Genomic DNA, 23211 nt, shown 5'->3' with positions numbered 1-23211 from the left:
CACAGCCGGAGGAGACGAGGAGACATGGCCGACTCCCGCGTCCGCGACCTGCCGGGACGCCGCGGCTCGCTCGCCGTACACGAGTGGCCGCGCGAACGGCCCCGGTACGTGGCGCTGGTGGCGCACGGCTACGGGGAACACGCCGGCCGGTACGCGGAACTGGCCGGTGTCCTGGCCGGGCACGGGGCGGCGGTGTTCGCGCCCGACCACATGGGCCACGGCAGGTCGGCGGGCGAACGGGTGCTGATCGACGACTTCGAGGACGTGGTCGCCGACCTGCGCACGGTGGCGGAACTGGCGCGGGCCGACTGCCCGGACGTGCCGGTGGTCCTCGTCGGGCACTCCATGGGCGGGCTGATCGCGGCCCGTTACGCCCAGCGGTACGGCGGCGAGCTCGCCGCGCTGGTGCTGTCCGGCCCGGTGATCGGCGCGTGGGAGCTGCCGGGACGGCTGCTCGCCCTCGACGAGATCCCGGACACGCCCGTCAGCCCGGCCGCGCTCTCCCGTGATCCGCGGGTGGGCGCGGCGTACGCGGCGGACCCGCTGGTCTGGCACGGGCCGATGAAGCGGCCGACGGTGCGGGCGTTCGCCCGTACCCTGCGGGCCGTGGCCGAGGGCGGCGACCTCGGTCCGCTCCCGCTGCTGTGGCTGCACGGCGACGACGACCGGCTCGTCCCGCTCGCCGGCAGCCGGATCGGTGTCGAGCGGCTCAGCGGCGGCCGTCTCACCGAGCGGATCCGGCACGGCGCCCGGCACGAGGTCTTCCACGAGACGGACCGGGCGGAGGTCTTCGCGGAGCTCACCCGGTTCCTGGACGGCGTCCTCGCGGGCTGAACCCGGCCCACGGCGCCGCGTTTGCACCACTTCGCCCAGGGCACCCGCGCCCGCGTGGAGTGGTTGCGGAGCGCTGCCCGCGTGGGCGCGGCCCCCGGATCGTCCTTCCCGGTGAGTACGACGGGGCCGGCCCGGCGGGACACCGCCGCCGCACATGTCCCCGGACGACGCGAGGAGGAGGACCCCGCTATGACCGTCGTGAAGAGCACCCTGCCCGAAGAGGCCCGGCAGGTGGTCCGCACCGCGCTCCAGGACACACTCGTGGACCTGCTGGGGCTGTCGCTGACCGGCAAGCAGGCGCACTGGAACGTCGTGGGACCGAGGTTCCGTTCGATCCACCTCCAGCTCGACGAGATCGTCGCCACGGCGCGCGCCCACGCCGACACGGTGGCGGAGCGGGCCGCGGCGCTCGGCGATCCGCCGGACGGCCGGCCGGAGACCGTCGCCAAGGACTTCGGCCTGCCCGTGCCGGCGCGGGGCTGGCTGCGGGACTCCGACGTCGTCCAGCTGATGGTGGACTCCCTGGAGACCGCGATCGGGCGGCTGCGCGAGCGCATCGACGCGACCGAGAAGGCCGACCTGGTCACCCAGGACCTGCTGATCACCGTCACCGCCGACCTGGAGAAGCAGCGCTGGATGTTCGCCGCGGAGAACGTGCCGCGCGGCGACTGAACGACCCACGGGAGGGGCACGTGATGACCGACGCCCTCGAATTCCACACCCCCGGACTCGACGCCCCCGGACTCGACGCGCCGCGGTCCGCGACGCCGTGGAGGACACGGAACCGGAAGCGGCGCACCAGCCGCACCGAAGGGCCCCTGACGCCATGAGCACGCAGCAGGACGTCGTACGGGAACTCGTCCGCGCCCACGGGACGACGCTCGCCGAGGAGGCGGGCATCACCCTGCGGGACACCCCGCAGCCGCTGTACCGGCTGCTGGTCCTCGCGGTCCTGCTCAGCGCGCGCATCCGCGCCTCCGTCGCCGTCGCGACCGCCCGTGAGCTGCACCGGGCCGGGCTGCGCGACCCGCGCCGGATGGCGGGGGCCGACTGGCAGGAGCGCGTCGACGCGCTGGGCCGGGGCGGCTACCGGCGCTACGACGAGCGGACGGCCACTCAACTCGGCGACGGCGCAAAGCTGTTGATCGAGCGGTGGGGCGGCGATCTGCGCCGGATGCGGGCGGAGGCGCACGGCGAGGCCGCCGGTTTGCGCCGCCTGCTGCAGGAGGTCCCCGGCCTGGGGCCCACGGGCGCGGACATCTTCCTGCGCGAGGTGCAGGACGTGTGGCCGGAGACCGCGCCGTACCTGGACCGCAAGGCGCTGGCCGGGGCGGAGCGGCTCGGGCTGCCGGCCGACCCCGACCGGCTGGTGGAGCTGGCCGGTGACGTCCGGCCGGCCGTGCTGGCGGCCGGGCTGGTGCGGGCGGCGCTGGACAAGGAGGTGGCCGAGGACAGTCTCCGCCGCGCCGCGTGAGACACCGGCACACCGCTGAGACACGTGGGACACCGGCACCCCACTGAGACACGTGGGACACCCGCACACCGCGGGAGACGCCGAAGCGCCGCTCGCCGCCTGACGCCCTCACCGCTTGCGAAGGAGTCCGCCGCCGCCCCGGGCGCCGGCGGCTCAGAGCCGTACGGGCAGGTCCAGGACGCGCGCGATGGTGCGCAGGACGCCGTTGTCGTTGTTGGAGGGGGCCAGGTGGCGGGCCTTCGCGACGACGTCCGGGTGGGCGCCCGCCACCGCGTAGGACCACTCGGCGGCGTCCAGCATCCCCAGGTCGTTGAGGTAGTCGCCGAACACCATGGTCTGCTCCGGTGTGATGCCCAGCTCCCGCTGGAGCCGGCGCACCGCGGTGCCCTTGTCGGCGGTGCGGTTCATCACGTCGACCCAGTGCTCGCCGGAGACGACGACCCGGTGGGTCGCGGCGAGGTCCGCCAGCGCCGGGGCGGTGGTCCGGGCGGCCGCGCCGAAGTCGAAGAGGGCCACCTTGACGACGTCGTCGCCGACCTCCGTGGCGTCCTGGACGACACGGTGCTCGACGTAGTACTTGCGCACCTCGGCCAGGAACGCCCCGTCGGCGCGCTCGACGTAGGCGGACCGCTTCCCGCAGACGACGGCGCCCACGTCCACGCCCCGCGCCGCCAGTCGCCGTACGGCGTGCACGACGCGGGCGGCGACGCCGGGCTCCAGCGGGTCGGAGCTCAGTTCCACGCCGTCGCGCACGACGTGCGCGCCGTTCTCCGCGATGAACACCATGCCCTCGGCGACGCCGGCGAAGTCCCGCGCCAGGGTGGCGTACTGGCGGCCGCTCGCCGGGCTGAACAGCACGCCGCGCCGGCGCAGTTCGGTCAGGGTGTCCCACAGCCCGGGCGGGATCCGCTTGGCGTCGTCCAGGAGCGTGCCGTCCATGTCGGTGACGATCAGCCGGATGCCGGCGGCGGCGCACGGGCCGGGGGTGCCGAGGAGGGGCGCGGGGACGGAGGACATGACCTGCTTCCGGTAGGGAACGGCGTCGGTCTCCTCACCTTATGCGAGGGCTCCGGGGGCCAGGTCAGCCGCCCGAGCGGATCAGTCCGGCCAGGTACCGCCACAGCGACGAACGCCGTCCGGCCGCCTGACCGCCGGCCGCCGGCCCGGCGGGCCCGGAAGGCGCCGCGGGCCCGTCCGGCGCGGCCCCCTCCGCCACGCCCGACCCGGTCTCCCCGGTCCCGGCCGATACAGCACCGGCGCCCTCGTTCCCGGCCGGTACGACCCCGGCCCCCTCGGTTCCGGCCGGTACGCCCTCCTCGGGCTCCGGCGCACGGGCGGCGACGGCCGGCCCGGCGAGGACGTAGCGCACCGGCAGCGAGCGCAGTCCCCGCATGAACGGCGAGGAACGCCAGGGCAGTTGGTCCACGGGGAGAGCGAGCTCCAGGTGCGCGAACCGTTCGGTCAAGCGGCTCACGCCGACCGCCGCGACGGCCGACGCCAGCTCGCGGGCGGGGCACTGGCGCGGGCCCGCGCCCCAGGACAGGTGGGCCCGGCTGCTGATGCCGGCGCCCGGCGTCATCTGCGCGGCGAAGAGGGGGCCGGCGTGCGCGGCGGCGGAGACCCACACGGGGTCGCGCGCGCGGACGGTGTAGTCGCCGAGCCGGGTGTCCTCGGCGGCGAACCTCGGCACGAAGTTGACCAGCGGCGGCTTGCGCATGACCACGCGGTTCATGGTCTCCCGCACCATCCCGGCGGACAGCGTGGAGCGCACGCCGCCGTCGGCCTCGCCGGAGATCACCTCGACGACGGTGTTGGAGATCAGGATGCCGACGTGGTCGGAGGTCATGCCGAGCAGCATGAACAGCTCGCGGGCCAGCTCCTCGACGGTGAGGTCCGGGTGGGCGGCGAGGAGGTGGGAGGGGAAGTCGTCGCCCGGCTCGGCGGCCTTGGCGGCGGCCAGTTCGGTGAGGGTCACCAGCAGCCGCTCGAGTGCAGGTCCGGCGTCCGGGCCGGCGTCCAGCACCCGCCACATGTCGATCAGGGCGTCGTCGCCCTGCGGCCCGGGGAAGCCGAGCAGGTGGCTCGCCGCCATCAGCGGCAGCGGGCGGGAGAACTGGGCGGACAGGTCGGCCGTGCCCGTGCCGCCGCCCTGCGCGAGCAGGGTGATCAGCTCGTCGGCGTAACCGGTGACGGCCGCCTTCAGCCGCTTGGCCTGGGGCCGGCGCGGGTCCTGGAAGGGGCGCAGCGCGGCGTCCCGGGCGGTGCGCAGCGCGCGGTGGCCGCTGCCGCCCTGGATCAGCACGTGGTTGACCTCCAGGGAGGGGGCGAGCGGCCAGTCGGCCGGCACCCGGCCCTCGGTGCGGGCCCGCCAGTTCTCCAGGCCCTTCGGCCAGGCGGCGTCGTCCCGGAGCACCTGGAGCGACTCGCGGTAGCCCAGCACGAGCCAGGCGGGCACGCCCGGCAGGTCGACCGGGGCGACCGGGCCGTGGCGCCGCCGCAGCCGCTCGTGGACGAGCCCGGGCCGCGTCTCGTAGTCCCGGGTCAACAGGGGCTCGGCGGCCAGGTCCTCCAGCGGCGTGCCGTCCGGGCGCGCGGTCGTCTCGTCCCCGTCCTCGACCAGGTGGATGTCCATGTCCGTCCGCCGCCCCCTTCGACACCGACCCCGAATCGGGGGACCCTGTCCCAGCGCCCGGGCGGGCCGGACCGCGGGGTACTCACCGGTAGCAACGGGTGTGGGCGGGTGACCGTGGCGAATCCCGGGACAGGCTGATCATCGCCACGGCACAATGACGGCGACGGCCACAGCGTCGCGAGAAGGAGCGAGAACGTGACGGACAGCCACACCCCGTCGGGCAGGTCGGCCAGGCTGAACACCGGCGTGGCGCACAACGCGCGGGTGTGGAACTACTGGATCGGCGGCAAGGACAACTACGAGGTCGACCGGCAGGTGGGCGAGCAGGTCGCCGGGATGATCCCGGTCATCCGGGACATCGCCCGCGCGGACCGCTGGTTCCTGGGCCGGGCCGTGCGGTTCCTCGCCGAGGAGCGCGGGGTGCGGCAGTTCCTGGACATCGGCACCGGGCTGCCGACGGCCGACAACACCCACGAGATCGCCCAGCGGATCGCGCCGGAGTCCCGGATCGTCTACGTCGACAACGACCCCATCGTGCTCGCCCACGCCCGCACCCTGCTCACCGGCAGCCGGGAGGGCGGCACCGACTACATCGACGCCGACGTGCGCGACCCGGACGCCATCCTGGAACACGCCGCCGCCACCCTGGACTTCACCCGTCCCGTCGCGGTCATGATGCTCGGCATCCTCAACTTCGTGCTCGACGACGGCGCGGCGCGGGACATCGTGCGGCGGATCATGGCCGCCGTCCCCTCCGGCAGCTTCCTGGTCCTCACCCACCCCACCTCCGATCCCGAGGTCGGCGGCGAGGGCCAGGTCGCGGCCATGAACTTCTGGAACGAGAACGCCACTCCCCCGATCACCGCCCGCAGCGGCGCGGACATCGCCGCGTTCTTCGAGGGACTGCGGCTGCTCGACCCGGGGCTGGTGTCGTGCTCGCGGTGGCGCGCCGAGCCCGACTCTCCCGTGGTCGTACCGCAGTACGGAGCGGTGGCCGTGAAACCCTGACGCACGACGCCGGTCCGGCCGAGCCCGTCGAGGAGTCTCAATGACGAAGTCAAGCCGCCTGCGTGACCGGCGGGGCGGAGGTGAAGGCTCGGTTGTCACGCAGCAGCGCCCACAGCACCCCGGCTCGTCGGCGGGCCAGTGCGATGACTGCCTGGACGTGCTTGCACCCCTCGCTGCGCTTCTTGAGGGAGAAGTCCCGGTTCGGGCCCTCGCGGATGATGCTGGTCTGCGCGGACCTGTAGAACACCCTGCGCAGTCGGCGGCTGTAGCGCTTGGGCCGGTGCAGGCTGCCGGTGCGGCGGCCCGAGTCACGCGGGACCGGCACGAGTCCGGCCGCCGAGGCCAGGTGGCCGGCGTCCGCGTAGGCGGACAAGTCGCCGGCGGCGACGACGAACTCCGCCCCGAGTATCGGGCCCATGCCGGGCAGAGACTCGATGATCTCGGCCTGCGGGTGACTGCGGAACGTGTCGCGGATCTGCTTGCCGATCCGCTTCAACCGGTCGTCCAGGGCCAGGATCTGCGTGGCCAGGCCGGCGACGATCTGCGCGGCGACGTCCTCGCCGGGCAGTGCGGTCTGCTGGGCCTGAGCCGCCTCCAGGGCGGCCGCGGCGACCGCGTCGGCGCCGCGGACGCCGCGGTTGGTCAGCCAGGCCGTCAGCCGTGCCCGCCCGCGGCGGCGGATGGCGGCCGGGGTCTGGCAGCCCGTCGGCAGAACCAGCGCGCCCTTGCGGGAGGAGTAGTCGAAGGCCCGCTCCAAGACGGGAAAGATGCCGGTCAGCACATCGCGCAGACGGTTGATCATCCGCACCCGGTCGGCTACGAGGTCCGTGCGGTGGGCAGTCAGCAGGGCCAGATCGGCAACCAGCCGGGCGGGCACGCCGATGGCGGCGAAGTCCCGGCGGTGGCGGGCGGTCTCGGCGATCACGTAGGCGTCGCGGGCATCGGTCTTGGCCTCGCCCCGGTAGGCGCCGGACATGCGGTCGACCGTGCGGCCGGGCACGTAGACGGCTTGCCGGCCGTGCGCTGCAAGCAGGGCCGGCAGCAGCGCGGAGGACGTGCCGGAGATGTCCACCGCCCAGGACACCTCGTCGGCAAGGTCCAGGATCTCGCCGAGTGCGGTCAGGATCGCTGTCTCGTCATTTTCGATCTTCTTCGACCACAGGATCGCGCCGGTCTCGTCGACCACTGCCGCCCAGTGGTGCCCCTTGCCCGCGTCGATACCGGCCCAGCCCCGAGCTCGTCGCTCGCTCACTCGCCCCCTCCTCGCGTCCCACAGCATGCCGTCGGCCCGAGGAACACCCCGCTGTCATCTCCGTAATCAGCGACCGCACGAAGCGCGCACATCTCAATCAGCAGCCAGGGCGCCCCGGAGGACCGGGCGGCCACTCCTCGGAAGCCACTGAGGCAAGAACGCATGAGCCACACCCGGCCCTCCCGGGCCGCCTGACAACTTACGGAGGACGCATGACCACCCTTGCCGACCCCGTCCCCGGAGGGCGACCCGGTGACGTCGAGCGGGCCACCGCCCTGAGCGCCGAGCTGACCGGCCGGGGAGTGCACGGTGTGGTGCTGTCCTACGTCGACACCGCCGGGATCGGCCGGGTGAAGACGGTCCCCACGGCGAAGCTGGCCGCCGCCGCGGCCTGGGGCGTCGGCATGTCCCCGGTGTTCGACACCTTCCTGGCGGACGACTCCATCGTCACCACCGACGTCCTCGGCTCCCCGGACGGGGATCTGCGGCTGTACCCCGACCTCGACCGGCTCAGCGTCCTGGCGGGGCAGCCCGGCTGGGCGTGGGCGCCGGTCGACCGGATCACCCAGGAGGGCGAGCCGCATCCCGGGTGCGGCCGCACGGTGCTGCGCCGGATCGTCGCCGACGCCGCCGAGCGGCACGGCGTCACCTTCCGGGCCGCGATCGAGATCGAGTGGGCCGTCGGACGGGGAGCGCAGCCCGACGGCGCGTTCGTGCCGGCGGTCACGGGTCCGGCGTACGGCGCCGTGCGCCAGGTGGAGTCGAGCGACTACGCGGCCGACCTGCTGGCGGCGCTCGCGGCGCAGGGCGTGGACGTGGAGCAGTTGCACCCGGAGTACGCGCCCGGACAGTTCGAGGTCTCGGTGGGCGCGCTCGATCCGGTCGCGGCGGCCGACCGCAGCGTGCTGGTGCGGCAGACGATCCGGGCGGTGGCCCGCCGGCACGGTCTCGCCGTCTCCTTCTCCCCGGCCGTCCTCGGGCAGGGCGTCGGCAACGGCGGCCACATCCACCTCTCCGCCTGGCGCGACGGCGTCAACCTGCACAGCGGGGGCGGGCGCCGCTACGGCATGACGGCCGAGGCCGAGTCCTTCACGGCCGGAGTACTGGCCCGGCTGCCGGCCCTGCTCGCCGTCACCGCGCCCAGCCCCGCCGGCTATCTGCGGCTCAGGCCCTCGCAGTGGGCCGGGGTGTTCACCGTCTGGGGCCGCGAGACCCGCGAGGCGGCGGTGCGGATCGTCACCGGCACGACCGGGCAGCGCGAGCGGGCGGCGAACCTGGAGGTGAAGCCGGTCGACCTGGCCGCCAACCCCTACCTCGCGCTGGCCTGCGTGATCGCGGCCGGCCTGGACGGTCTGACGTCGTCCGCGGCCCTGCCCGACGAGGTCACCGGCGACCCGGTCCGGCTGGCCGCCGCGGAGGCGGCGGCCCGCGGTGTGCGCCGGCTGCCCGCCTCGCTCGCCGAGTCAGTCGCGGAGTTCCGCGCGGACGAAGTGGTGCGCGCCGCCCTGGGCCCGGTCCTCGCCGACGCCGTGATCGCCGTACGGGAGGGCGAGATCGCGGCGGCCGACGGGCTGGACGACGACGGGGTGGCGGCGGCCTACCGCTGGAAGTACTGACGTGGGCGCGGTACGGGAGGCGCTGGACGGGTGGCCGCTGACGGATCACCACTGCCACGGCGTGGTCGCCGCCGGCCTGCGCCGCGAGGAGTTCGAGCCGCTGCTCACCGAGGGCGGGGTGTGGCCCGGCGTCTCCCCGTTCGACAGCCCCGTGGGGGTGGCCGTCCGCCGCCACTGCGCCCCCCTGCTGGACCTGCCGCCGCACGCCCCGGCCGACGCGTACCTGGCCCGGCGCGGCGAACTGGGCGCGCACGAGGTCAACCGCCGTTTCCTGGCCGCCGCGCGGACGGACGTGTTCTGCGTGGACACCGGGTTCGCCCCGGACCGCAACCGCCTGACCACGCCCGGGCAGCTCGCGGCGGCCTGCGGCGGGAGGGCGTACGAGGTGGTGCGGCTGGAGAACGTCGCCGAGGCGGTGGCGGCGCGGGGCGTGGAGCCCGGCGCGTACGGCGCCGCGTTCGTCGCGGCCGCGTGGGAGGCGGTGCGGCGGCCGGGCGTGGTCGCGGTGAAGTCCGTGGCCGCCTACCGCACCGGGTTCGATCTGGACCCGGCCCGTCCGGCGGACGCGGAGGTCACGCGGGCGGCGGGGAGGTGGCTGGCGCGCGGCGGCCGGCTGGCCGATCCCGTCCTCATGCGGCACCTGCTGTGGACCGCGGTGGACCTCGGTCTGCCCCTGCAACTGCACACCGGCTTCGGCGACAACGACCTCCGCATGCACCGGGCCGACCCCACCCACCTCACCGACTGGCTGCACCTGACCGCCGGCACGGTCCCGGTGCTGCTGCTGCACTGCTGGCCCTACCAGCGCCAGGCCGCCTACCTCTCGGCGGTGTTCGAGCAGGTGTACCTGGACGTCGGCCTCACCCTGCACCACGTCGGCCCCGCCCGGGCCCGGGCCGTCCTGGAGGAGGCCCTGGAGATCACCCCGTTCCGCAAGCTGCTGTACAGCTCCGACGCCTGCGGTCTGGCCGAGTTCTACTGGCTGGGCGCGCTGGCCTTCCGCCAGGGCCTCGCCGGTCTGCTGCAGGACCGGGTGGACGCCGACGAGCTGAGCCTGCCCGACGCGCTGCGGATCGCCCGGTGGGCGGCAGCGGACAATGCCCGCCGGATCTACCGCCTGTCCGACCCGTCCTGAAAGTATGATCAAGCAATGTCTGATATGACCGACACCACGCCGGGCTGGCTGAGCCCCGACGAACTCGAGTCGGCGCGCGCCCGCATGCCGATCCTGTACGTCGAGGCCGTGCCCGTACGCGTCGACGACAGCGGCGAAGTCACCAGCGTCGGCCTCCTGCTGCGCATCGGACCGGACGGCACGGTCAGCCGGACCCTGGTCTCCGGCCGGGTACTGCACCACGAACGTGTCCGGGACGCCCTGCTGCGCCATCTGGAGAAGGACCTCGGTCCGGTGGCGCTGCCCCGCGTCCCGGCCTCGTTGCAGCCCTTCACGGTCGCGGAGTACTTCCCGACGCAGGGCGTCACGCCCTACCACGACCCGCGCCAGCACGCGGTGTCGCTGGCCTACGTCGTCCCGGTCACCGGCGACTGCCGCCCGCGCCAGGACGCTCTGGACCTGGTCTGGTTCAGCCCGCAGGAGGCCCTGTCGCCGGCGGTGCAGAGCGAGATGCCGGGCGGCCACGGGATGCTGCTGAAGCAGGCCCTGGCCCACGTGGGCTGCGCGCTCTGACGGTCAGGCGGTGTCCTCCGCCTTGCGCTGGGTGGTGCCGGGCTCGCCGGTGTCGCGGTGCCATTCGACGACCAGTTCGTCCTTGGCGCCGAAGCGGACGAGGTGACGGCCGACGACGTCCTCCAGCCGGGCCAGGTGCCCGGCGTCGGCCTCCACCGCCAGCAGCAGCGCCCCGTCGGCCGCGGTGAGGGAACCGGTCCCGTCCTGGAAGACCAGGCTGCCCACGCCCGTCTCCTCGTCCCAGCTCGTCGTGGAGCGCCGGCCCAGGTGGGAGGCGAGCTGTTTGGCGTAGCGGTGCGGGCGGTCGGTGCGGACGCGGGCTTCGGAACGGGCCATCGGGGACTCCCGGGTGAGGGTGGACGGTACGGGTCGATGGTGCCGGACGGCGGGGGCCGGGAGGCCCCGCCCCACCCGTCGCATGCCGCAACGTATGGATGCCCGCCGCGTCGCCGCCGGTGCGCCGCGCCGTGGTCCGCCTGCCGCGATGCGGTCGGTGCGCGTGGTGAGGTCGGGTCGGTGCGCGGTGGGGTCGGTGCGCGCGTCGCGGTCAGCATGCGTGGCGCGGTTCGTGCGCGCGGCGCGGTTCGTGCGCGCGGCGCGGTTCGTGCGCGCGGCGCGGTCGGTGCGCGCGGCGCGGTCGGTGCGCGCGGCGCGGTCGGTGCGCGCGGCGCGGTCAGTGGGCCGCGTCGAGCCTGGCTCGCTGGTCCGGGGTCAGCTCCAGGTCGACGGCGGCCAGGCTCTCCTCGATCTGGGCAACGGAGGACGCGCCGACCAGCGGGACGACCGGCAGGTCGCCGCCCAGCTGCCAGGCCAGTACGACCTGGTTGGGGGTCGCCCCGGTCTCCCGGGCCACCTCCCGCAGGGCCGCGAGGCGGGCCGGGGTGCCGGGGTGGTCGTACGGGGGCGGCAGCCGGTCCGGGCGGACGTAGCTGCCCTTGAGGAGGGGCGAGTAGGCGACCAGGGTCAGCGCGGGCTCGGCCCGCAGGTAGCTCAGCGTCTCCGGGCCCACCGCGCCGAGGCTGCCGTCGGGGAAGAGGTCGCCGGGCACGTCGGTGCGGGGCCGCAGGTAGCTGTGCTCGTACTGGAGCACCTCGTAGCCGGGCAGTGCGGCCGCGGCGGCGAGGGCGCGGGCCCGTTCCACGCGCCACACGGCGTGGTTGCTGACGCCGAGGAGGCCGACGGTGCCCTCGGCGACCAGTTCCGCGAAGCCCTCGACCGTCTCGCGCAGCGGGACGGTGGTGTCCTCGATGTGGGCGTAGAGGAGGTCCAGCCGGTCCACTCCGAGGCGTTCGCGGCTGCGCTCGGCGGCCTCGCGGATCACCTTGGCGGACAGGCCCTCCGGGTTGTCGACGTAGCCGGTGCCGGGGGCGAGGGGGCGGGCGCCGAGCTTGGTGGCGATGACGATCTCGTCGCCGGCGCCGCGGCTGCGCCGCCACCGGCCGAGGAGGTGCTCGCTGTGGCCGCCCTGGCTCCCGTCGGTCCAGAAGGCGTAGTTGTCGGACGTGTCGATGAAGTTCCCGCCGGCCTCGACGTACCGGTCGAGCACGGCGAAGGACGTCTCCTCGTCCGTCTGTGAGCCGAACAGCATGGCGCCGAGCGCGAGGACGCTCACCTCGCGGCGGGTGCGCGGGTCGGTTCCGATGGTGCGGTACCTCATGGTGTTCCCTCCCGTACGCGCCCGGGTCTCCGGGCACGCACGGGAGTCTTCAGCTTGAAGTGCACGCGAAGTCGAGCCGGTCGGCGGTCACTTGCTGAACGGGCCCTCCAGCGCGGCCCATTGGAGCAGCATGATGGTCTTGGCGTCGTTGATCTCGCCGGTGCGGATCATCTCCAGGGCCCGGCGGAAGGGCAGTTCGACGATCTCGATGTCCTCGCCCTCCTCGTCGAGGCCGCCGCCCCGGTGGGTGCGGGTGGCGGGGCCGTAGGCGGCGGCGTAGAAGCTGACGCGCTCGGTGACCGAGCCGGGGCTCATGTAGACGTCGAAGACGTGCCGGACCTCGCCGATGGTGTGCCCGGTCTCCTCCACCACCTCGCGGCGGACGGCGAGTTCGGGGTGCTCGTCCTCGTCGTCGAGGAGACCGCCCGGGGTCTCGATCAGCATGCCGTCGGGGTGTCCGTTGACGTACACCGGGAACCGGAACTGCCGGGTGAGCAGCACGGTTTCGCGTTCGGCGTCGTACAGCAGCATGGTGGCGCCGTTGCCGCGGTCGTGGGTCTCGCGTTCCTGGGTGATCCAGGTGCCGTCGGCGCGCCGGAGGTCGAAGGTGGTGGTGCGCTCCACGTACCAGTGGCTGGACAGCAGTTTCACGTCCCGCACCTTCACGCGCGGGTTGCCGGTCAGGTCGAGGCCGGTCCGGTGGAGGCCGGTGCGGCCGCGGCGGTCGGGGGTGTCGATGCCGGCGGTCATCGGACACCGGTCGTACGGGATGCGGGGCGGGAGTTGCTCATGCTCGCTTCTATCACGACCGGCCCGGCGGATCGCCGGACGACGTCAGGGCGTGGGCAGCGGGAAGATCATGCAGGTGCTGGTGGCGTGCGCGAGCAGGCGGTCCGATCCGTCGAGCAGGCGCGCCTCGGCGAGTGCCGTGCGCCGGCCGCCGCTGAGGACGCTGCCGACGGCGCGGACCTTGCCGGTGTCGACGGTGACCGGGCGCAGGAACTTCACGGCGATGTCGACCGAGGTGTACCCGGTGCCCGGCGGGAGGGTGGACTGGACGGCGCAGCCGGCCGCCGAGTCGAGCATGGTCGCGTACATCCCGCCGTGGACGCTGCCGATGGGGTTGTAGTGCTCCTCGCCCGGCACCAGGGAGAACACCGCGTGCCCGTGGTCGACCTCCTCCAGGTCCATGCCCAGGGTGGCGGCGACCGGCGGCGCGGGCAGCCGCCCGGCGAGGATGTCCCGCAGGAACTCCAGGCCCGAGGCCCGGCCCACGGCGGCCGCCGTGACCGCCGGGTCCTGCCAGTCGTACGTACGAGACCGACGTTCCATGTCTCCGCTCCATCCCTCATCTGGCTCTGTTCAATGAAGCTAGCTTCGGCGTGAGCTGACTGTCAATGACAAAGCCAGGGTGCCTGCCTACGATGGCTGCCATGGAGTGGCTGGAGATGAGCACGGAGAACTGCACGGTTCAGCGCACGCTCGACCTGATCGGCGAGAAGTGGACCCTGCTCCTCCTGCGTGACGCCTTCAACGGGGTCCGCCGCTTCGACGACTTCCGGCGCCATGTCGGGCTGTCCGACGCGGTCCTCGCCGCCCGGCTGCGCAAGCTGGTCGCGGCCGGGATCCTCAGGACGGCGCCGTACCAGGAGCAGGGCAGCCGGACCCGGCACGAGTACCGGCTGACCGCAAAGGGCCGCGACCTGTGGCCCGTCCTGGTGGCCCTGCGGCAGTGGGGCGAGACGCACGTGGCGAACCCGGAGGGGCCGGTGCTGGACATCAGGCACGACGGCTGCGGCGCCCCGGTGCGCGTGGTCGTGGAGTGCGCCGACGAGCGCACGGCGCTGTCCCCGGCCGATGTCACGGTCTCGCCGGGACCCGCCGCGCGGCCCCAACTCTGAGGCCCGCTACAACCGTTGGGGCCAAACGGAGGTCTCATGAACGGAACCGCCGTTCTCCCGCGGTTCCTCCGACCGCCGTCGACGCTTCACAGGGGACCTCATGTTCCGTTCCGCCCCCGGCCGCCGCACGCTCCGCCGGTGCACGGGAGCGATGGGGGCCGTCGCCCTCGTCGCGCTGGCCGCAGGACCCGCCGCCGCCGACGATCCCGAGCCCGGCCTGACGCTGGGCGGGATCGCCCCGATCGACGGGGTCCGGCCGGGCGGCAGCGTGCCGGTGCCCGCGAGTTTCACGAACACGGGCGCCGAGGCCCTGGAGAAGGTCTATCTGTCGTACTCCGTCACCCGCGGGCTGAGCCACACCGAGCTGCCCTCCAACTGCCTCCGCTACGAGGTCTCCTCCTTCGACGAGGAGCCGAGCAAGTCGGTCGCGGTCTGCGAGTTCGACCAGCGGGTGGAGCCCGGCACCGTCTACGCGCCGGAGAAGGCGCTGACCCTGAAGGCGCTCGACCACGCGCTGTACGACGACCTCCGCGTCGTCGTCGCCGACGACGACCCCGCTCCCGGGGACGGCGCCGCCGCGCCCGTGCGCGGGACCGGCCCCGCGCTGCGGCTGGCCGAGCTGCCCGACGCCACGCCCGCCCCGGGCGGCACCGCGGAACACCCCGGCTGGGACGCGGCCGACGTGCGGGTGACCTCGGTGAACACCGCCGACTTCCGGGTGACCGGGGCCGAACTGACGGGGCGGGTCGGGGACACGGTGGACTTGGAGGTGAAGTTCACCAACGACGGTCCGGGCTGGGTGCTGCGGGACCTGGGCACGCCCGCGACCGAGGTGCGCGTCACGATGCCCGCCGGCACGACGGTGACGAAGACCCCCGGCTTCTGCGACAAGGTGCGGACCGGCACGTACACCTGCGGCACCGCGCAGTCCTGGGTCGACGAGGGCGACGGCGAGACGTACGCCTTCAGGCTGCGGATCGACAAGGCGGTGCCGGGGGCCGCGGGCTCGGTGAAGCTCGCCGGTGCGGCCCGGCCGTTCGACGAGGACAAGGCCGACGACTCGGCCCGCATCGTGCTCGACGTCACCGGCGGCGGCACGGGCGGCTCCACGGGCGGTTCCACGGGCGGCTCGTCCGGCGGCTCCATCGGCGGCTCCACCGGCGGCGACAGCGGCTCGGGGTCCACCGGCTCCTCGGGCTCCTCGGGGTCCACCGGTGGCTCCGCCACGACCACGGACGGCAGTCTGGCGAGCACCGGTTCGGGTTCGGCGCTGCCCCTCGCGGGTGCGGCCGCGGGGGCCGTGGCGATCGGCGCGGGCGCCGTGTTCGCGGCGCGCCGACGCGCGAATCGACGGTGACGGCCGGTCAGCCAGACCGGCAGGGCGGGTGCGCGCGCTGCTGCCCCGTTGCACGGCGGAGGAGCCGGCCCGCGAGGCGGTGCCGGCTCCCCGCTCCGGCGCCGGTCAGGCGCCCGGTACCCGGTCCAGGTCGATGTCCGTGCCGGTGACCCAGTCCGGCTCGGTGACCAGGAGGCCGAGCTCCTGCCGTCCGAGGTCGACGTCGACGACGTACCGGAACCCCGCCGCCTCGGCCGCCGTGCGTGCGGCCGGGTCGCCCGCGGGCACGGCGTGCACGACGCGGCGGCACTCCGTGTCCGCACGCAACACGGCGTCCGCGAGGACGCGCAGCAGGCCGGGCAGCAGCGCGCGGGGGCAGTCGTCGCCGACCCGCACCTCCACGTCGTGCGCGCTGACGGGGTAGCTGTCGCGCAGCCGTCCCGCGGCGCAGCGCTCCAGCCGTACCTCGACGCGCACCCCGTCGCCGGCCACCAGCAGGTCGGCCGAGTGGCGTCTGCGGGACTCCCGCTCCACCTCCCAGCCCGCCCCGAGCGCCGGTCCTGCGGGAAGCGCGGGCACCGTGATCATGTCAGTTCTCCTCGGTCGCCAGACGTCGGATGACGGTCTTGTCGAGCTTGCCGGAGGCGTTCCTCGGCACCGCCGGAACGAGCTTGAGACGCCTGGGCAGCTTGTAGCGGGCCAGCTGGTCACCCGCGTAGGCGCGGATGTCCTCCAGGGTGATCACGGTGTCCCCGGTGACGGTGACCACGGCGGCGACCGCCTCGCCCCACTGCTCGTCGGCGACCCCGACCACGGCGACGTCCACGACGCCCGGCATGGACGACACGACGCGCTCCACCTCCGCCGGGTAGACGTTCTCGCCGCCGCTGATGATCATGTCCTTCAGCCGGTCGACGATGAAGAGGTAGCCGTCCTCGTCGAGGTAGCCGATGTCGCCGGAGTGGAACCAGCCCTCGTCGTCGAAGGCGGCGCGGGTGGCCTCGGGGTCGTTCCAGTAGCCGGCGGTGACGTTGGGGCCGCGGACCACGACCTCGCCGGGTTCGAAGGGCTTGACCGGCTCGTTGGTGACGCTGTCGACGACCCGCACCTCGGTGTAGGGCATGGGGATGCCCGCGGAGCCCAGCTTGTCCAGGGTGTGCTCGGCCGGCAGGTGGGTGGCGAAGGGCGCGGTCTCCGTCAGGCCCCAGGCCTGCTGGAGCAGGACGCCGTGATCGGCGTACCGCTGGACCAGCGAGGGGGGAACCGGCGCGCCCGCGACGACCACGGCCCGCAGCTCGCTGAGGTCCCGGTCGAACGCCCCGGGGACGCGGGCCAGCGCGGTGAACATCTGCGGCACGCCGAACATGGAGTTGACGCGGTGGGTGACCAGGTCGTCCAGGCACTGCTCCGGGTCGAAGGCGCGCCGCACGACGACGGTGCCGCCGCGCACCAGGGTGCGCAGCACGAAGCTGTTGAGGGCGCCGATGTGGAACAGCGGGGCGGCGGCGTAGGTGACGTCGCCGCGCCGGGTGTCCAACCGCATCTCGACGTTGACGGAGTTCCACCAGGCGTTGCCGTGGGTGAGGACGACGCCCTTGGGGGTTCCCGTGGTGCCGGAGGTGAACATCAGGATCGCCGGGTCGTCGGCGCCCTTCGGCACGAGGACCGGGCTCGGCGGCGCGGCCTCGATCAGCGGGGACCAGGGCTCCCAGCCCTCCGCCTGGCCGGCCGGGACCTCGGGGTCGTCGTCGATCAGCAGGAAACGCGTCAGCTCCGTCGCCGCGCGCACCGCTTCGACGCCGGCCCGGTGGCCCTCCTCGCAGACCACGACGCGGGCCCCGCTCTTGGCCAGGACGCGCTCCAGCTCCGGCTCGGCGAGCCGGAAGTTCACCGGGACGTACACGGCGCCGATCCGGAAGACGGCCAGCATCGTGACGAGGAACGCCGTGCTGTTGAGACCGAGGTAGGCGACGCGGTCGCCCTCCCCCACACCGTCGGAGGCCAGCACGCTCGCCAGGCGCGCCGACCGGTCGTCGAGTTCGGCGTAGGTGAGGTCTCCCCCCGCGTAGCGCACGACCACGCTGTCGCCCTGGTGGCGTGCGTTGCGGGCGACCGCGGCGGCCGGGTTGAGGTCGACCCGCAGGCCGGAGTTGCGGGGGTGGGGTCTTGTCACGGTCGGCTCCTCGTTGAGCATCGTCGAGTCGGAGGATCGTCGGGACCTCGACGGCATCGGGTCATCAGGGGATCGAGGGGTCAAGCTGGTCTGAGATCAGCAGATCAGCAGGTCAGCAGGTCAGCAGGTGAGGGATCGGCAGGTCAGCAGGTGAGGGATCGGCAGGTCTGGAGTCGGCGGGTCCGGGGTCGGCAGGTCTCGGGTCGGCAGGTCGTGTCGACGGGGATCTCGTCGACGGCGGGACACGTCGTGCGGGGACGCGTCCCCCGGGGTGGGCCGTCAGCCGCTCGTCCGCGCGGCCGCGGTCGTCACAGGTGGTCGCCGCCGGCCGCACTGCCGAATCCGCGGACGCCGATACCGCCGTCGACGGAGATCGCGTGGCCGGTGATGGGTCCGCTCTGGTCGCGTGCCGCGAGCAGCACGTACGGGCCGGTGAAGTCCCGCGGTTCCGTGCTGGAGTCGTGCAGCGGAATGGGCGGGGGCGGGGTGTCGGGGCCGCGCTTGGCGAAGGACGCGCCGATCGAACGCCCGTCCAGGGACAAGGACTCCGGGCCGCGCAGGTCGGTGTTCATGCCCCCGCAGGCGACGCCGTTGACGCGCACCTTGGGGGCCAGCTCGTAGGCGAGTTCCCGCATCAGGCCCAGGCACGCGTGCTTGCTGGCGGTGTACAGGGGCCCGCCGCCGTTGACGTAGAAGGAGGCGTTGGACAGCGTCATGACGATGCTGCCGCGGGTCTTGACCAGCTCCGGCCAGGCCGCCTCGGCGGCCAGCAGGTAGCCCTTGACGTTGATGGAGAAGATCTCGTCGAACGCCGTGTCGAGCTCCTTGGCGCCGAGCCGGGTCAGCTGGCGCTGGTAGTCCCACACGCCGGCGTTGGCGACGAGCGTGTCCAGCTTGCCGAACCGGTCGACCGTCTCGGCCACGGCCGCGTGCAGCGCGTCGGAGTCGCGCACGTCGGCGGTGACCGGGTGGACGCGGGAGGGGTCGGCGGCGCCGCGCACGACGTCGTCGAGCTGGTCGGCGTCCCGGCCGAGGACCGTGACGGACGCGCCCTCGGCGAGGAAGCGCTCGGCGACGGCGCGGCCGATACCGGAACCGCCGCCGGTGATCAGGACGGCGTACCCGTCCAGCCAGCCGCCGCTCATCGCTGCTCCGCCAGGAAGCCGGTGACCAGCTCCTCGAACTCGCGCTGCCGCTCCAGCTGCACCCAGTGGCCGCAGCGGCCGAACACGTGCAGCTGCACGTCGCGGATCTGCTTCAGCATGAGCTGGGCACCGTCCAGGGTGATGGTGCGGTCGTCGCGGCCCCACAGCAGCAGCGTCGGCGCCTTGATCTTGTGCAGGTCGCGCCAGAGCGGGTCCATGCCGCCGCGCTTGGCGAAGGCCGCGTTGTAGAGGTGGTAGAAGGCGATGTGGCTGTCGTCGAGGGACGCCTCGTAGCGGGCGCGCACCACGTCCTCGCCGAACTGCTTGTGGTCGAAGACCATGGTGCGGATGAACGCGGCCATCTTCTTCTCGCTGGGCCCGCCGCCGTTGTAGTAGCGGAACATCTCCTTCTGCCCCTCGGTGGGGGTGGGGCCGAAGGGCAGCCAGCCGCCGCCGGGGGCCATCAGCACCAGGCGCGTGACGCGGTCCGGGCGCTGCTGCGCCATGGCGATCGCGGCCGCGCCGCCGAGGCTGTTGCCGAGCAGGTGGAAGGTGTCGATGCCGAGCGAGTCGAGGGCCTGGTACAGGGCGTCGACCGTGATCTGCGTGATCGACCGCTCGGCCAGGTCCTCCTCGGTGGGGCGGTAGCTGGCGCCGAAGCCGGGCTGGTCGGGCAGGACGACGCGGAAGTGCCGGGCCAGCTCGGGGAGGTTCTGGTGGTAGTTGCTGACGCCGGACGCTCCCGGTCCGCCGCCGTGCAGCATCACCAGCACCGGGCCTTCACCGGTCTCGGCGACGGCGATCTCGCCCAGCGAGGTCGCCACCCGGTGGTGCTTGAGTTCGAGGTCGGTCACGTCGGTCACGGCATTTCCCATCGGAGGAATCAAGACGAAGGGCTCGGAAGAGGGGCCCGGACGAGGGGGCCCGGACGAGGGGCTCGGACGGCGGGCTCAGAAGAAGGTGGAGATGTTCTTCGCCTGCAGGATGTTCTGGTCGAGCAGGATCGTCCGGCGGGCCACGCGCAGGCCGTCCCCGACCCGGCGCAGCACATCGGTGCGGCTGCCGGCGAACACGTTCTCCTCGCGTTCGAGACGGTTGCGGTAGACCAGGAACGCGGAGCGCACCTGAAGGTCGTCCTCGGTGAAGTGGGGGTGCTCCGCCGGGTCCACGTGCTGGACCATCACGTTCGTCACCAGGTGGCGGGTGCGGGACGGCGGGTCCTCGGACCAGGCCATGCCCGAGTCGAACCGGCGGATGCGCCAGGCCAGGCTGTCCTTGGTCTCGTCGTAGAAGGCCGTGCCGCCGCGCGGGGACACCGACAGCGACTGCTGGCGCCGGAGCCGGTTGGTGCGGGTGGGCGCCCAGTACTCCAGGTCGTCGGCGAGCAGGCCGAGCCAGTCGGCGTAGCGGCCGTCGTCGAGGAGGGCGGCCTCCTCGTAGTAGAACTGCTCGACCTCGAAGTGGGTGTCGCGGTCGGCGCGCCTGCCGGCCCGCGACCGGGTCTGTTCGGGGGTTGCGGTGCTCACGGTGTCGTTCGGTCCCTTCTCCACTCGGTGCGGCGCGTCAGCCGCGCATCAGGCCGCGCAGGTTCACGGCGGGGTCGGCCAGCTTCCCGGCGTCCGCCGGCACGCGGCGGTCGATCATGCGGCGGGCGGCCCGGACGGCCGTGGAGTCGTCCACCGCGGCGGCCGCGACGACGAACCCGTCGCGCAGGCCGAAGACCGCGAAGGACGGGTCGTCGAAGCCGCCGCGGACGACGGTCAGCTCGGCCGCGTCCATGTGGCCGACCGCTTCGACGTGGCGGCCGTGCCGGTCCGTCCAGAACCAGGGGGCCGTCGGCGCGGGCGCCTCGGCGCCCAGCAGGGTGGCGGCGGCGCGGGCTCCGTCGTGCCGGGCGGCCTCCCAGTGCTCGGTGCGGGGCAGCAGGACGCCGTCGTGGCGGGTGCGGGCGGGGTCGCCGACCGCGAGCACGTGCGGGTGGGAGGTGACCTGTCCGGCGTCGACCACGATGCCGCGGTCGACCTCGAGGCCGGCCCGCTCGGCGAGTCCGGTGTGCGGGACCATGCCGACGCCGAGGACGACGGCGTCGTACGACCGTGCCGCGGACTCGCCCGCCAGCCGGGCCTCGATGCGCTCGCCGCGGTCGGCGAAGGCTTCGACGCCCGCCTGGACGGCGGTGATCCCGTGCCGGGCGTGCAGGCCGTGCAGCCAGGCGGCCAGGTCCGGGCCGAGCGCGGCGGTGAGCGGGACGGCCACCGGGTCGACCAGGGTGACCTCGCAGCCCAGGCGGAGGGCGGTGGAGGCGACCTCGGCGCCGATCAGGCCGGCGCCGACGACCAGGACGTCGGCGCCGGGCGCCAGCGCGGGGCGCAGCCGGTCGGCGTCCTCGGCGGTGCGCAGCACGTGGACGCGTTCGCTGCCGATGCCGGGGATGGGCGGGCGGGCGGCGGCGCCTCCGGTGGCGAGGACGACCCGGTCGGCCAGCAGCACGGTGCCGTCGGAGAGTTCGACCTTGCCCTCGGCCGGGTGCAGGGCGGTGACGGCGGTGCGGTTCACCAGGCGGACGCGCTGGTCGTCGTACCACCGCGGGGGCTGGAGGGCGATCTGCTCGCCGTTCTTGACGCCGAGCAGGAAGTCCTTCGACAGCGGCGGCCGGTCGTAGGGGAACTCGCCGGGGTCGACGATCGTGACGTCGCCGTCGAAGCCGCCGGCGCGCAGCGCGCCGGCCGTGCTGACGCCGGCGATGCCGCCGCCCACGATGACCACGCGTTCGGTCACGGGGTCTCTCCCGGGAAGAGATAGACCTCGCCGTCGCGGACCTCGACGCGGTGCGGGCAGGCGTTCCTCGTCGCGGGCAGCCCCTGCACCTCGCCGCTCTTGAGGCAGAACTTGCTGGAGTGCAGCGGGCACTCGACGTACCCGTCCTCCACCCAGCCCTCGGCGAGCGAGGCGGTCTCGTGGGTGCAGGTGTCGTCCAGCGCGTACACGCTGTCGTCGGTGTCGCGCAGCAGGGCGATGTTGTCGGCCGTGCCGGTCACGGACTTGTCGATCGCGATGCCTTCGCCCTGGGGGATGTCGTCCAGGGCCGCGACGCGGATGCCGTCGCTCATTTCTGCTCCTCGTGGCGGTTCTCGTGCCAGGCGGGGGTGTTCATCAGTTCGCGCCAGCGCCCGTAGAAGGCGCGGCCCGCCGCGTCGCTGTACAGCTCGCTGGTGGTGCCGGGGTAACGGCCGTCCTCACGCTCGGTGCCCATCCCCATCTGGTAGTTGAGGGCCACGTTGTTGGTGATGAAGCCGTGCGAGATCGCCTGGACCTCGCTCCAGTTCTCGCCGTCGTCCTGCTCGAAGATGCCGCTGGGTCCGAAGGTGCGCAGGTTGTACAGGCGCTGCGCCTCCCGCACCTCCTCGGGCATCGACTTGTCGACGATGGTCCAGGCCCAGACCTCCATCCTGTCGGGGCCCTTGGGGTGCCAGACGCGGATGGAGCCGTTGACCGGCAGGTAGGAGAAGTTGGGGAAGACCGTGGCGTGGCCGTTGGTCAGCGGGCCCTCGACCCGGGCGTCGCCGAGCCGCTCGCGCAGCGCGTCGTAGTCCATCCACTTGTGCACGGTCTGGGCGTCGAAACGGTTCTTCGGGTGCACGGGGAAGCCGGCGCCGTTGCCGTTGGCGTCCGAGTACTGGCGGCCGGTGCGGTGCACGACCTCGTCCTTGGGCTTCTTGCCGGCGGGCGCGAGGACCATGAGCGCGGAGGCGTGGCTCATGATCACGTGGTACCAGTCGGTGGCGAACTGCTCGGCCGCCAGCTTCCAGTTGCCCTCCAGGACCCACTTGTGGACCCCGCCGACGACGACCGTTCCCTGGTCGTCGTGGTCGAGCATGGCGTCCATGTACCAGGCCATGTCGCCGAGCGACTCGCGCAGCGGCACCGGTTCCGGGTTCCAGGTGCCGAAGATCAGGCCGTGGTACGTCTCCACGTGCGGGACCTCGACCAGACCCCACTTGCCGGAGTCGAAGGACTCCGGGTAGGCCTCCTGGTTGGGGACGCTCACCAGCGCGCCGTCCAGGTTGAAGGACCAGCCGTGGTAGGTGCAGGTGAAGTTGCGGGTGGTGCCGGCGTCGGCGCGGCAGACGCGGGCGCCGCGGTGGCGGCAGGAGTTCAGGTAGGCGCGGATCCTGCCTTCCCGGTCCAGGGTGACGATGACCGGGTCCTCGCCCATGTACGTGGTGAAGAAGTCGCCGGGCTTGTGGAACTGGTCGGTGTGCGCGAGGAACAGCCAGCTCGGGGCGAAGACGCGGCGCAGCTCCTGCCGGTACAGGTCCTGGTCGGTGAAGACGACGCGGTCCAGCAGTCCGCCCTCGTTGTCGACGAGGCCGGAGACGTCGATGTTCCGTGCCAGGTCTGCCGGGCGCCGCAGGGCGCCGCTCGGGGCCGTGGTGGCCGCGCCCCGGGGTTCGATCGTCGAGGTCATGGCCGCAAGGGAACAGCAGTCCCCGGGC

24 protein-coding genes are annotated in these 23211 nt (G+C 73.5%); 9 read left to right on the top strand and 15 right to left on the bottom strand.

Annotated elements, in window-relative coordinates; genetic code table 11:
* The first annotated feature begins 24 nt into the window (after positions 1-24).
* The 3 genes from ACH4ZX_RS06705 to ACH4ZX_RS06695 all read left to right on the top strand — a co-directional run bounded on the left by ACH4ZX_RS06705 (position 25) and on the right by ACH4ZX_RS06695 (position 2308).
* Positions 25-834 carry a lysophospholipase gene (locus ACH4ZX_RS06705; protein ID WP_398268558.1) on the top strand — a complete coding sequence of 270 codons (810 nt, stop codon included), beginning with the start codon at positions 25-27 and terminating at the stop codon, positions 832-834.
* 189 nt (positions 835-1023) lie between these two features.
* Positions 1024-1506, top strand: coding sequence for a Dps family protein (locus ACH4ZX_RS06700; protein WP_398268555.1), 483 nt, complete (start codon positions 1024-1026; stop codon positions 1504-1506).
* Between the two features lie 154 nt (positions 1507-1660).
* Positions 1661-2308 carry an endonuclease gene (locus ACH4ZX_RS06695; protein ID WP_398268552.1) on the top strand — a complete coding sequence of 216 codons (648 nt, stop codon included), beginning with the start codon at positions 1661-1663 and terminating at the stop codon, positions 2306-2308.
* Positions 2309-2461: 153 nt separating this feature from the next.
* Here ACH4ZX_RS06695 and ACH4ZX_RS06690 read toward each other — a convergent pair whose 3' ends face one another.
* Together ACH4ZX_RS06690 and ACH4ZX_RS06685 are read right to left on the bottom strand one after the other, a co-directional pair.
* Positions 2462-3325 carry a Cof-type HAD-IIB family hydrolase gene (locus ACH4ZX_RS06690; RefSeq protein WP_398268549.1) on the bottom strand — a complete coding sequence of 288 codons (864 nt, stop codon included), beginning with the start codon at positions 3323-3325 and terminating at the stop codon, positions 2462-2464.
* A gap of 64 nt (positions 3326-3389) precedes the next feature.
* Complete coding sequence (locus ACH4ZX_RS06685) at positions 3390-4940, bottom strand: cytochrome (protein ID WP_398268546.1); 1551 nt, start codon at positions 4938-4940, stop codon at positions 3390-3392.
* A gap of 195 nt (positions 4941-5135) precedes the next feature.
* Here ACH4ZX_RS06685 and ACH4ZX_RS06680 point away from each other — a divergent pair, with 195 nt between their 5' ends.
* Positions 5136-5948 (top strand): SAM-dependent methyltransferase, encoded by an 813-nt coding sequence (locus tag ACH4ZX_RS06680; protein WP_398268543.1) that lies wholly within the window; start codon positions 5136-5138, stop codon positions 5946-5948.
* Positions 5949-5997: 49 nt separating this feature from the next.
* Here the strand turns inward: ACH4ZX_RS06680 and ACH4ZX_RS06675 are convergent, their stop codons facing one another.
* A complete protein-coding gene (locus tag ACH4ZX_RS06675; RefSeq protein WP_398268540.1) occupies positions 5998-7227 on the bottom strand; it encodes an IS110 family transposase in 1230 nt (409 codons plus the stop codon).
* Positions 7228-7412: 185 nt separating this feature from the next.
* Between ACH4ZX_RS06675 and ACH4ZX_RS06670 the strand changes: the two genes are divergently transcribed.
* The 3 genes from ACH4ZX_RS06670 to ACH4ZX_RS06660 are packed head-to-tail and all read left to right on the top strand — an operon-like array spanning position 7413 to position 10503.
* Entirely contained in the window at positions 7413-8816 is a 1404-nt protein-coding gene (locus ACH4ZX_RS06670) for a glutamine synthetase (RefSeq protein WP_398268537.1), read from the top strand.
* 1 nt (position 8817) lies between these two features.
* Positions 8818-9951 (top strand): amidohydrolase family protein, encoded by a 1134-nt coding sequence (locus ACH4ZX_RS06665; RefSeq protein ID WP_398268535.1) that lies wholly within the window; start codon positions 8818-8820, stop codon positions 9949-9951.
* 24 nt (positions 9952-9975) lie between these two features.
* Positions 9976-10503 (top strand): NUDIX hydrolase family protein, encoded by a 528-nt coding sequence (locus ACH4ZX_RS06660; RefSeq protein ID WP_398269102.1) that lies wholly within the window; start codon positions 9976-9978, stop codon positions 10501-10503.
* A gap of 3 nt (positions 10504-10506) precedes the next feature.
* Here the strand turns inward: ACH4ZX_RS06660 and ACH4ZX_RS06655 are convergent, their stop codons facing one another.
* The 4 genes from ACH4ZX_RS06655 to ACH4ZX_RS06640 all read right to left on the bottom strand — a co-directional run bounded on the left by ACH4ZX_RS06655 (position 10507) and on the right by ACH4ZX_RS06640 (position 13492).
* A complete protein-coding gene (locus ACH4ZX_RS06655) occupies positions 10507-10839 on the bottom strand; it encodes a DUF2218 domain-containing protein (protein WP_398268533.1) in 333 nt (110 codons plus the stop codon).
* A gap of 337 nt (positions 10840-11176) precedes the next feature.
* The gene (locus tag ACH4ZX_RS06650) at positions 11177-12160 is read right to left on the bottom strand and encodes an aldo/keto reductase (RefSeq protein ID WP_398268531.1); all 984 of its coding nucleotides are present in this window, start codon (positions 12158-12160) and stop codon (positions 11177-11179) included.
* A gap of 87 nt (positions 12161-12247) precedes the next feature.
* Positions 12248-12910 (bottom strand): NUDIX domain-containing protein, encoded by a 663-nt coding sequence (locus ACH4ZX_RS06645; RefSeq protein WP_398268529.1) that lies wholly within the window; start codon positions 12908-12910, stop codon positions 12248-12250.
* Positions 12911-12994: 84 nt separating this feature from the next.
* Positions 12995-13492 (bottom strand): PaaI family thioesterase, encoded by a 498-nt coding sequence (locus tag ACH4ZX_RS06640; RefSeq protein ID WP_398268527.1) that lies wholly within the window; start codon positions 13490-13492, stop codon positions 12995-12997.
* A gap of 101 nt (positions 13493-13593) precedes the next feature.
* Here ACH4ZX_RS06640 and ACH4ZX_RS06635 point away from each other — a divergent pair, with 101 nt between their 5' ends.
* Complete coding sequence (locus ACH4ZX_RS06635; protein WP_398268525.1) at positions 13594-14061, top strand: winged helix-turn-helix transcriptional regulator; 468 nt, start codon at positions 13594-13596, stop codon at positions 14059-14061.
* Positions 14062-14161: 100 nt separating this feature from the next.
* Positions 14162-15418, top strand: coding sequence for a hypothetical protein (locus ACH4ZX_RS06630; protein WP_398268523.1), 1257 nt, complete (start codon positions 14162-14164; stop codon positions 15416-15418).
* Between the two features lie 105 nt (positions 15419-15523).
* Here ACH4ZX_RS06630 and ACH4ZX_RS06625 read toward each other — a convergent pair whose 3' ends face one another.
* From ACH4ZX_RS06625 to ACH4ZX_RS06590, 8 genes are all read right to left on the bottom strand, one after another.
* Positions 15524-15985 (bottom strand): hypothetical protein, encoded by a 462-nt coding sequence (locus ACH4ZX_RS06625; RefSeq protein WP_398268520.1) that lies wholly within the window; start codon positions 15983-15985, stop codon positions 15524-15526.
* 1 nt (position 15986) lies between these two features.
* Entirely contained in the window at positions 15987-17570 is a 1584-nt protein-coding gene (locus ACH4ZX_RS06620) for a long-chain fatty acid--CoA ligase (protein WP_398268517.1), read from the bottom strand.
* A 308-nt stretch (positions 17571-17878) separates the two neighbouring features.
* Positions 17879-18715, bottom strand: a complete 837-nt coding sequence (gene hcaB / locus ACH4ZX_RS06615; protein WP_398268514.1) for a 3-(cis-5,6-dihydroxycyclohexa-1,3-dien-1-yl)propanoate dehydrogenase — start codon at positions 18713-18715, stop codon at positions 17879-17881.
* Positions 18712-19578, bottom strand: coding sequence for an alpha/beta fold hydrolase (locus ACH4ZX_RS06610; RefSeq protein WP_360747606.1), 867 nt, complete (start codon positions 19576-19578; stop codon positions 18712-18714). The genes hcaB and ACH4ZX_RS06610 overlap by 4 nt, the downstream gene beginning before the upstream one ends.
* A gap of 87 nt (positions 19579-19665) precedes the next feature.
* The gene (locus ACH4ZX_RS06605) at positions 19666-20241 is read right to left on the bottom strand and encodes a 3-phenylpropionate/cinnamic acid dioxygenase subunit beta (RefSeq protein WP_398268510.1); all 576 of its coding nucleotides are present in this window, start codon (positions 20239-20241) and stop codon (positions 19666-19668) included.
* Positions 20242-20278: 37 nt separating this feature from the next.
* The gene (locus ACH4ZX_RS06600) at positions 20279-21493 is read right to left on the bottom strand and encodes an NAD(P)/FAD-dependent oxidoreductase (protein ID WP_398268507.1); all 1215 of its coding nucleotides are present in this window, start codon (positions 21491-21493) and stop codon (positions 20279-20281) included.
* On the bottom strand, positions 21490-21825 hold the full coding sequence (locus tag ACH4ZX_RS06595; protein ID WP_398268504.1) for a non-heme iron oxygenase ferredoxin subunit: 336 nt from the start codon (positions 21823-21825) through the stop codon (positions 21490-21492). The genes ACH4ZX_RS06600 and ACH4ZX_RS06595 overlap by 4 nt, the downstream gene beginning before the upstream one ends.
* Complete coding sequence (locus ACH4ZX_RS06590; protein ID WP_398268501.1) at positions 21822-23183, bottom strand: SRPBCC family protein; 1362 nt, start codon at positions 23181-23183, stop codon at positions 21822-21824. Before ACH4ZX_RS06590 ends, ACH4ZX_RS06595 begins: the two co-directional genes overlap by 4 nt.
* Positions 23184-23211: the final 28 nt, after the last annotated feature.

It is taken from the genome of Streptomyces sp. NPDC020490 (genome assembly GCF_044335305.1).
Classification (GTDB): domain Bacteria; phylum Actinomycetota; class Actinomycetes; order Streptomycetales; family Streptomycetaceae; genus Streptomyces.
The sequence above is the reverse complement of the archived record's forward strand: the minus strand, read 5'-3'. Positions and strand labels throughout refer to the sequence as shown.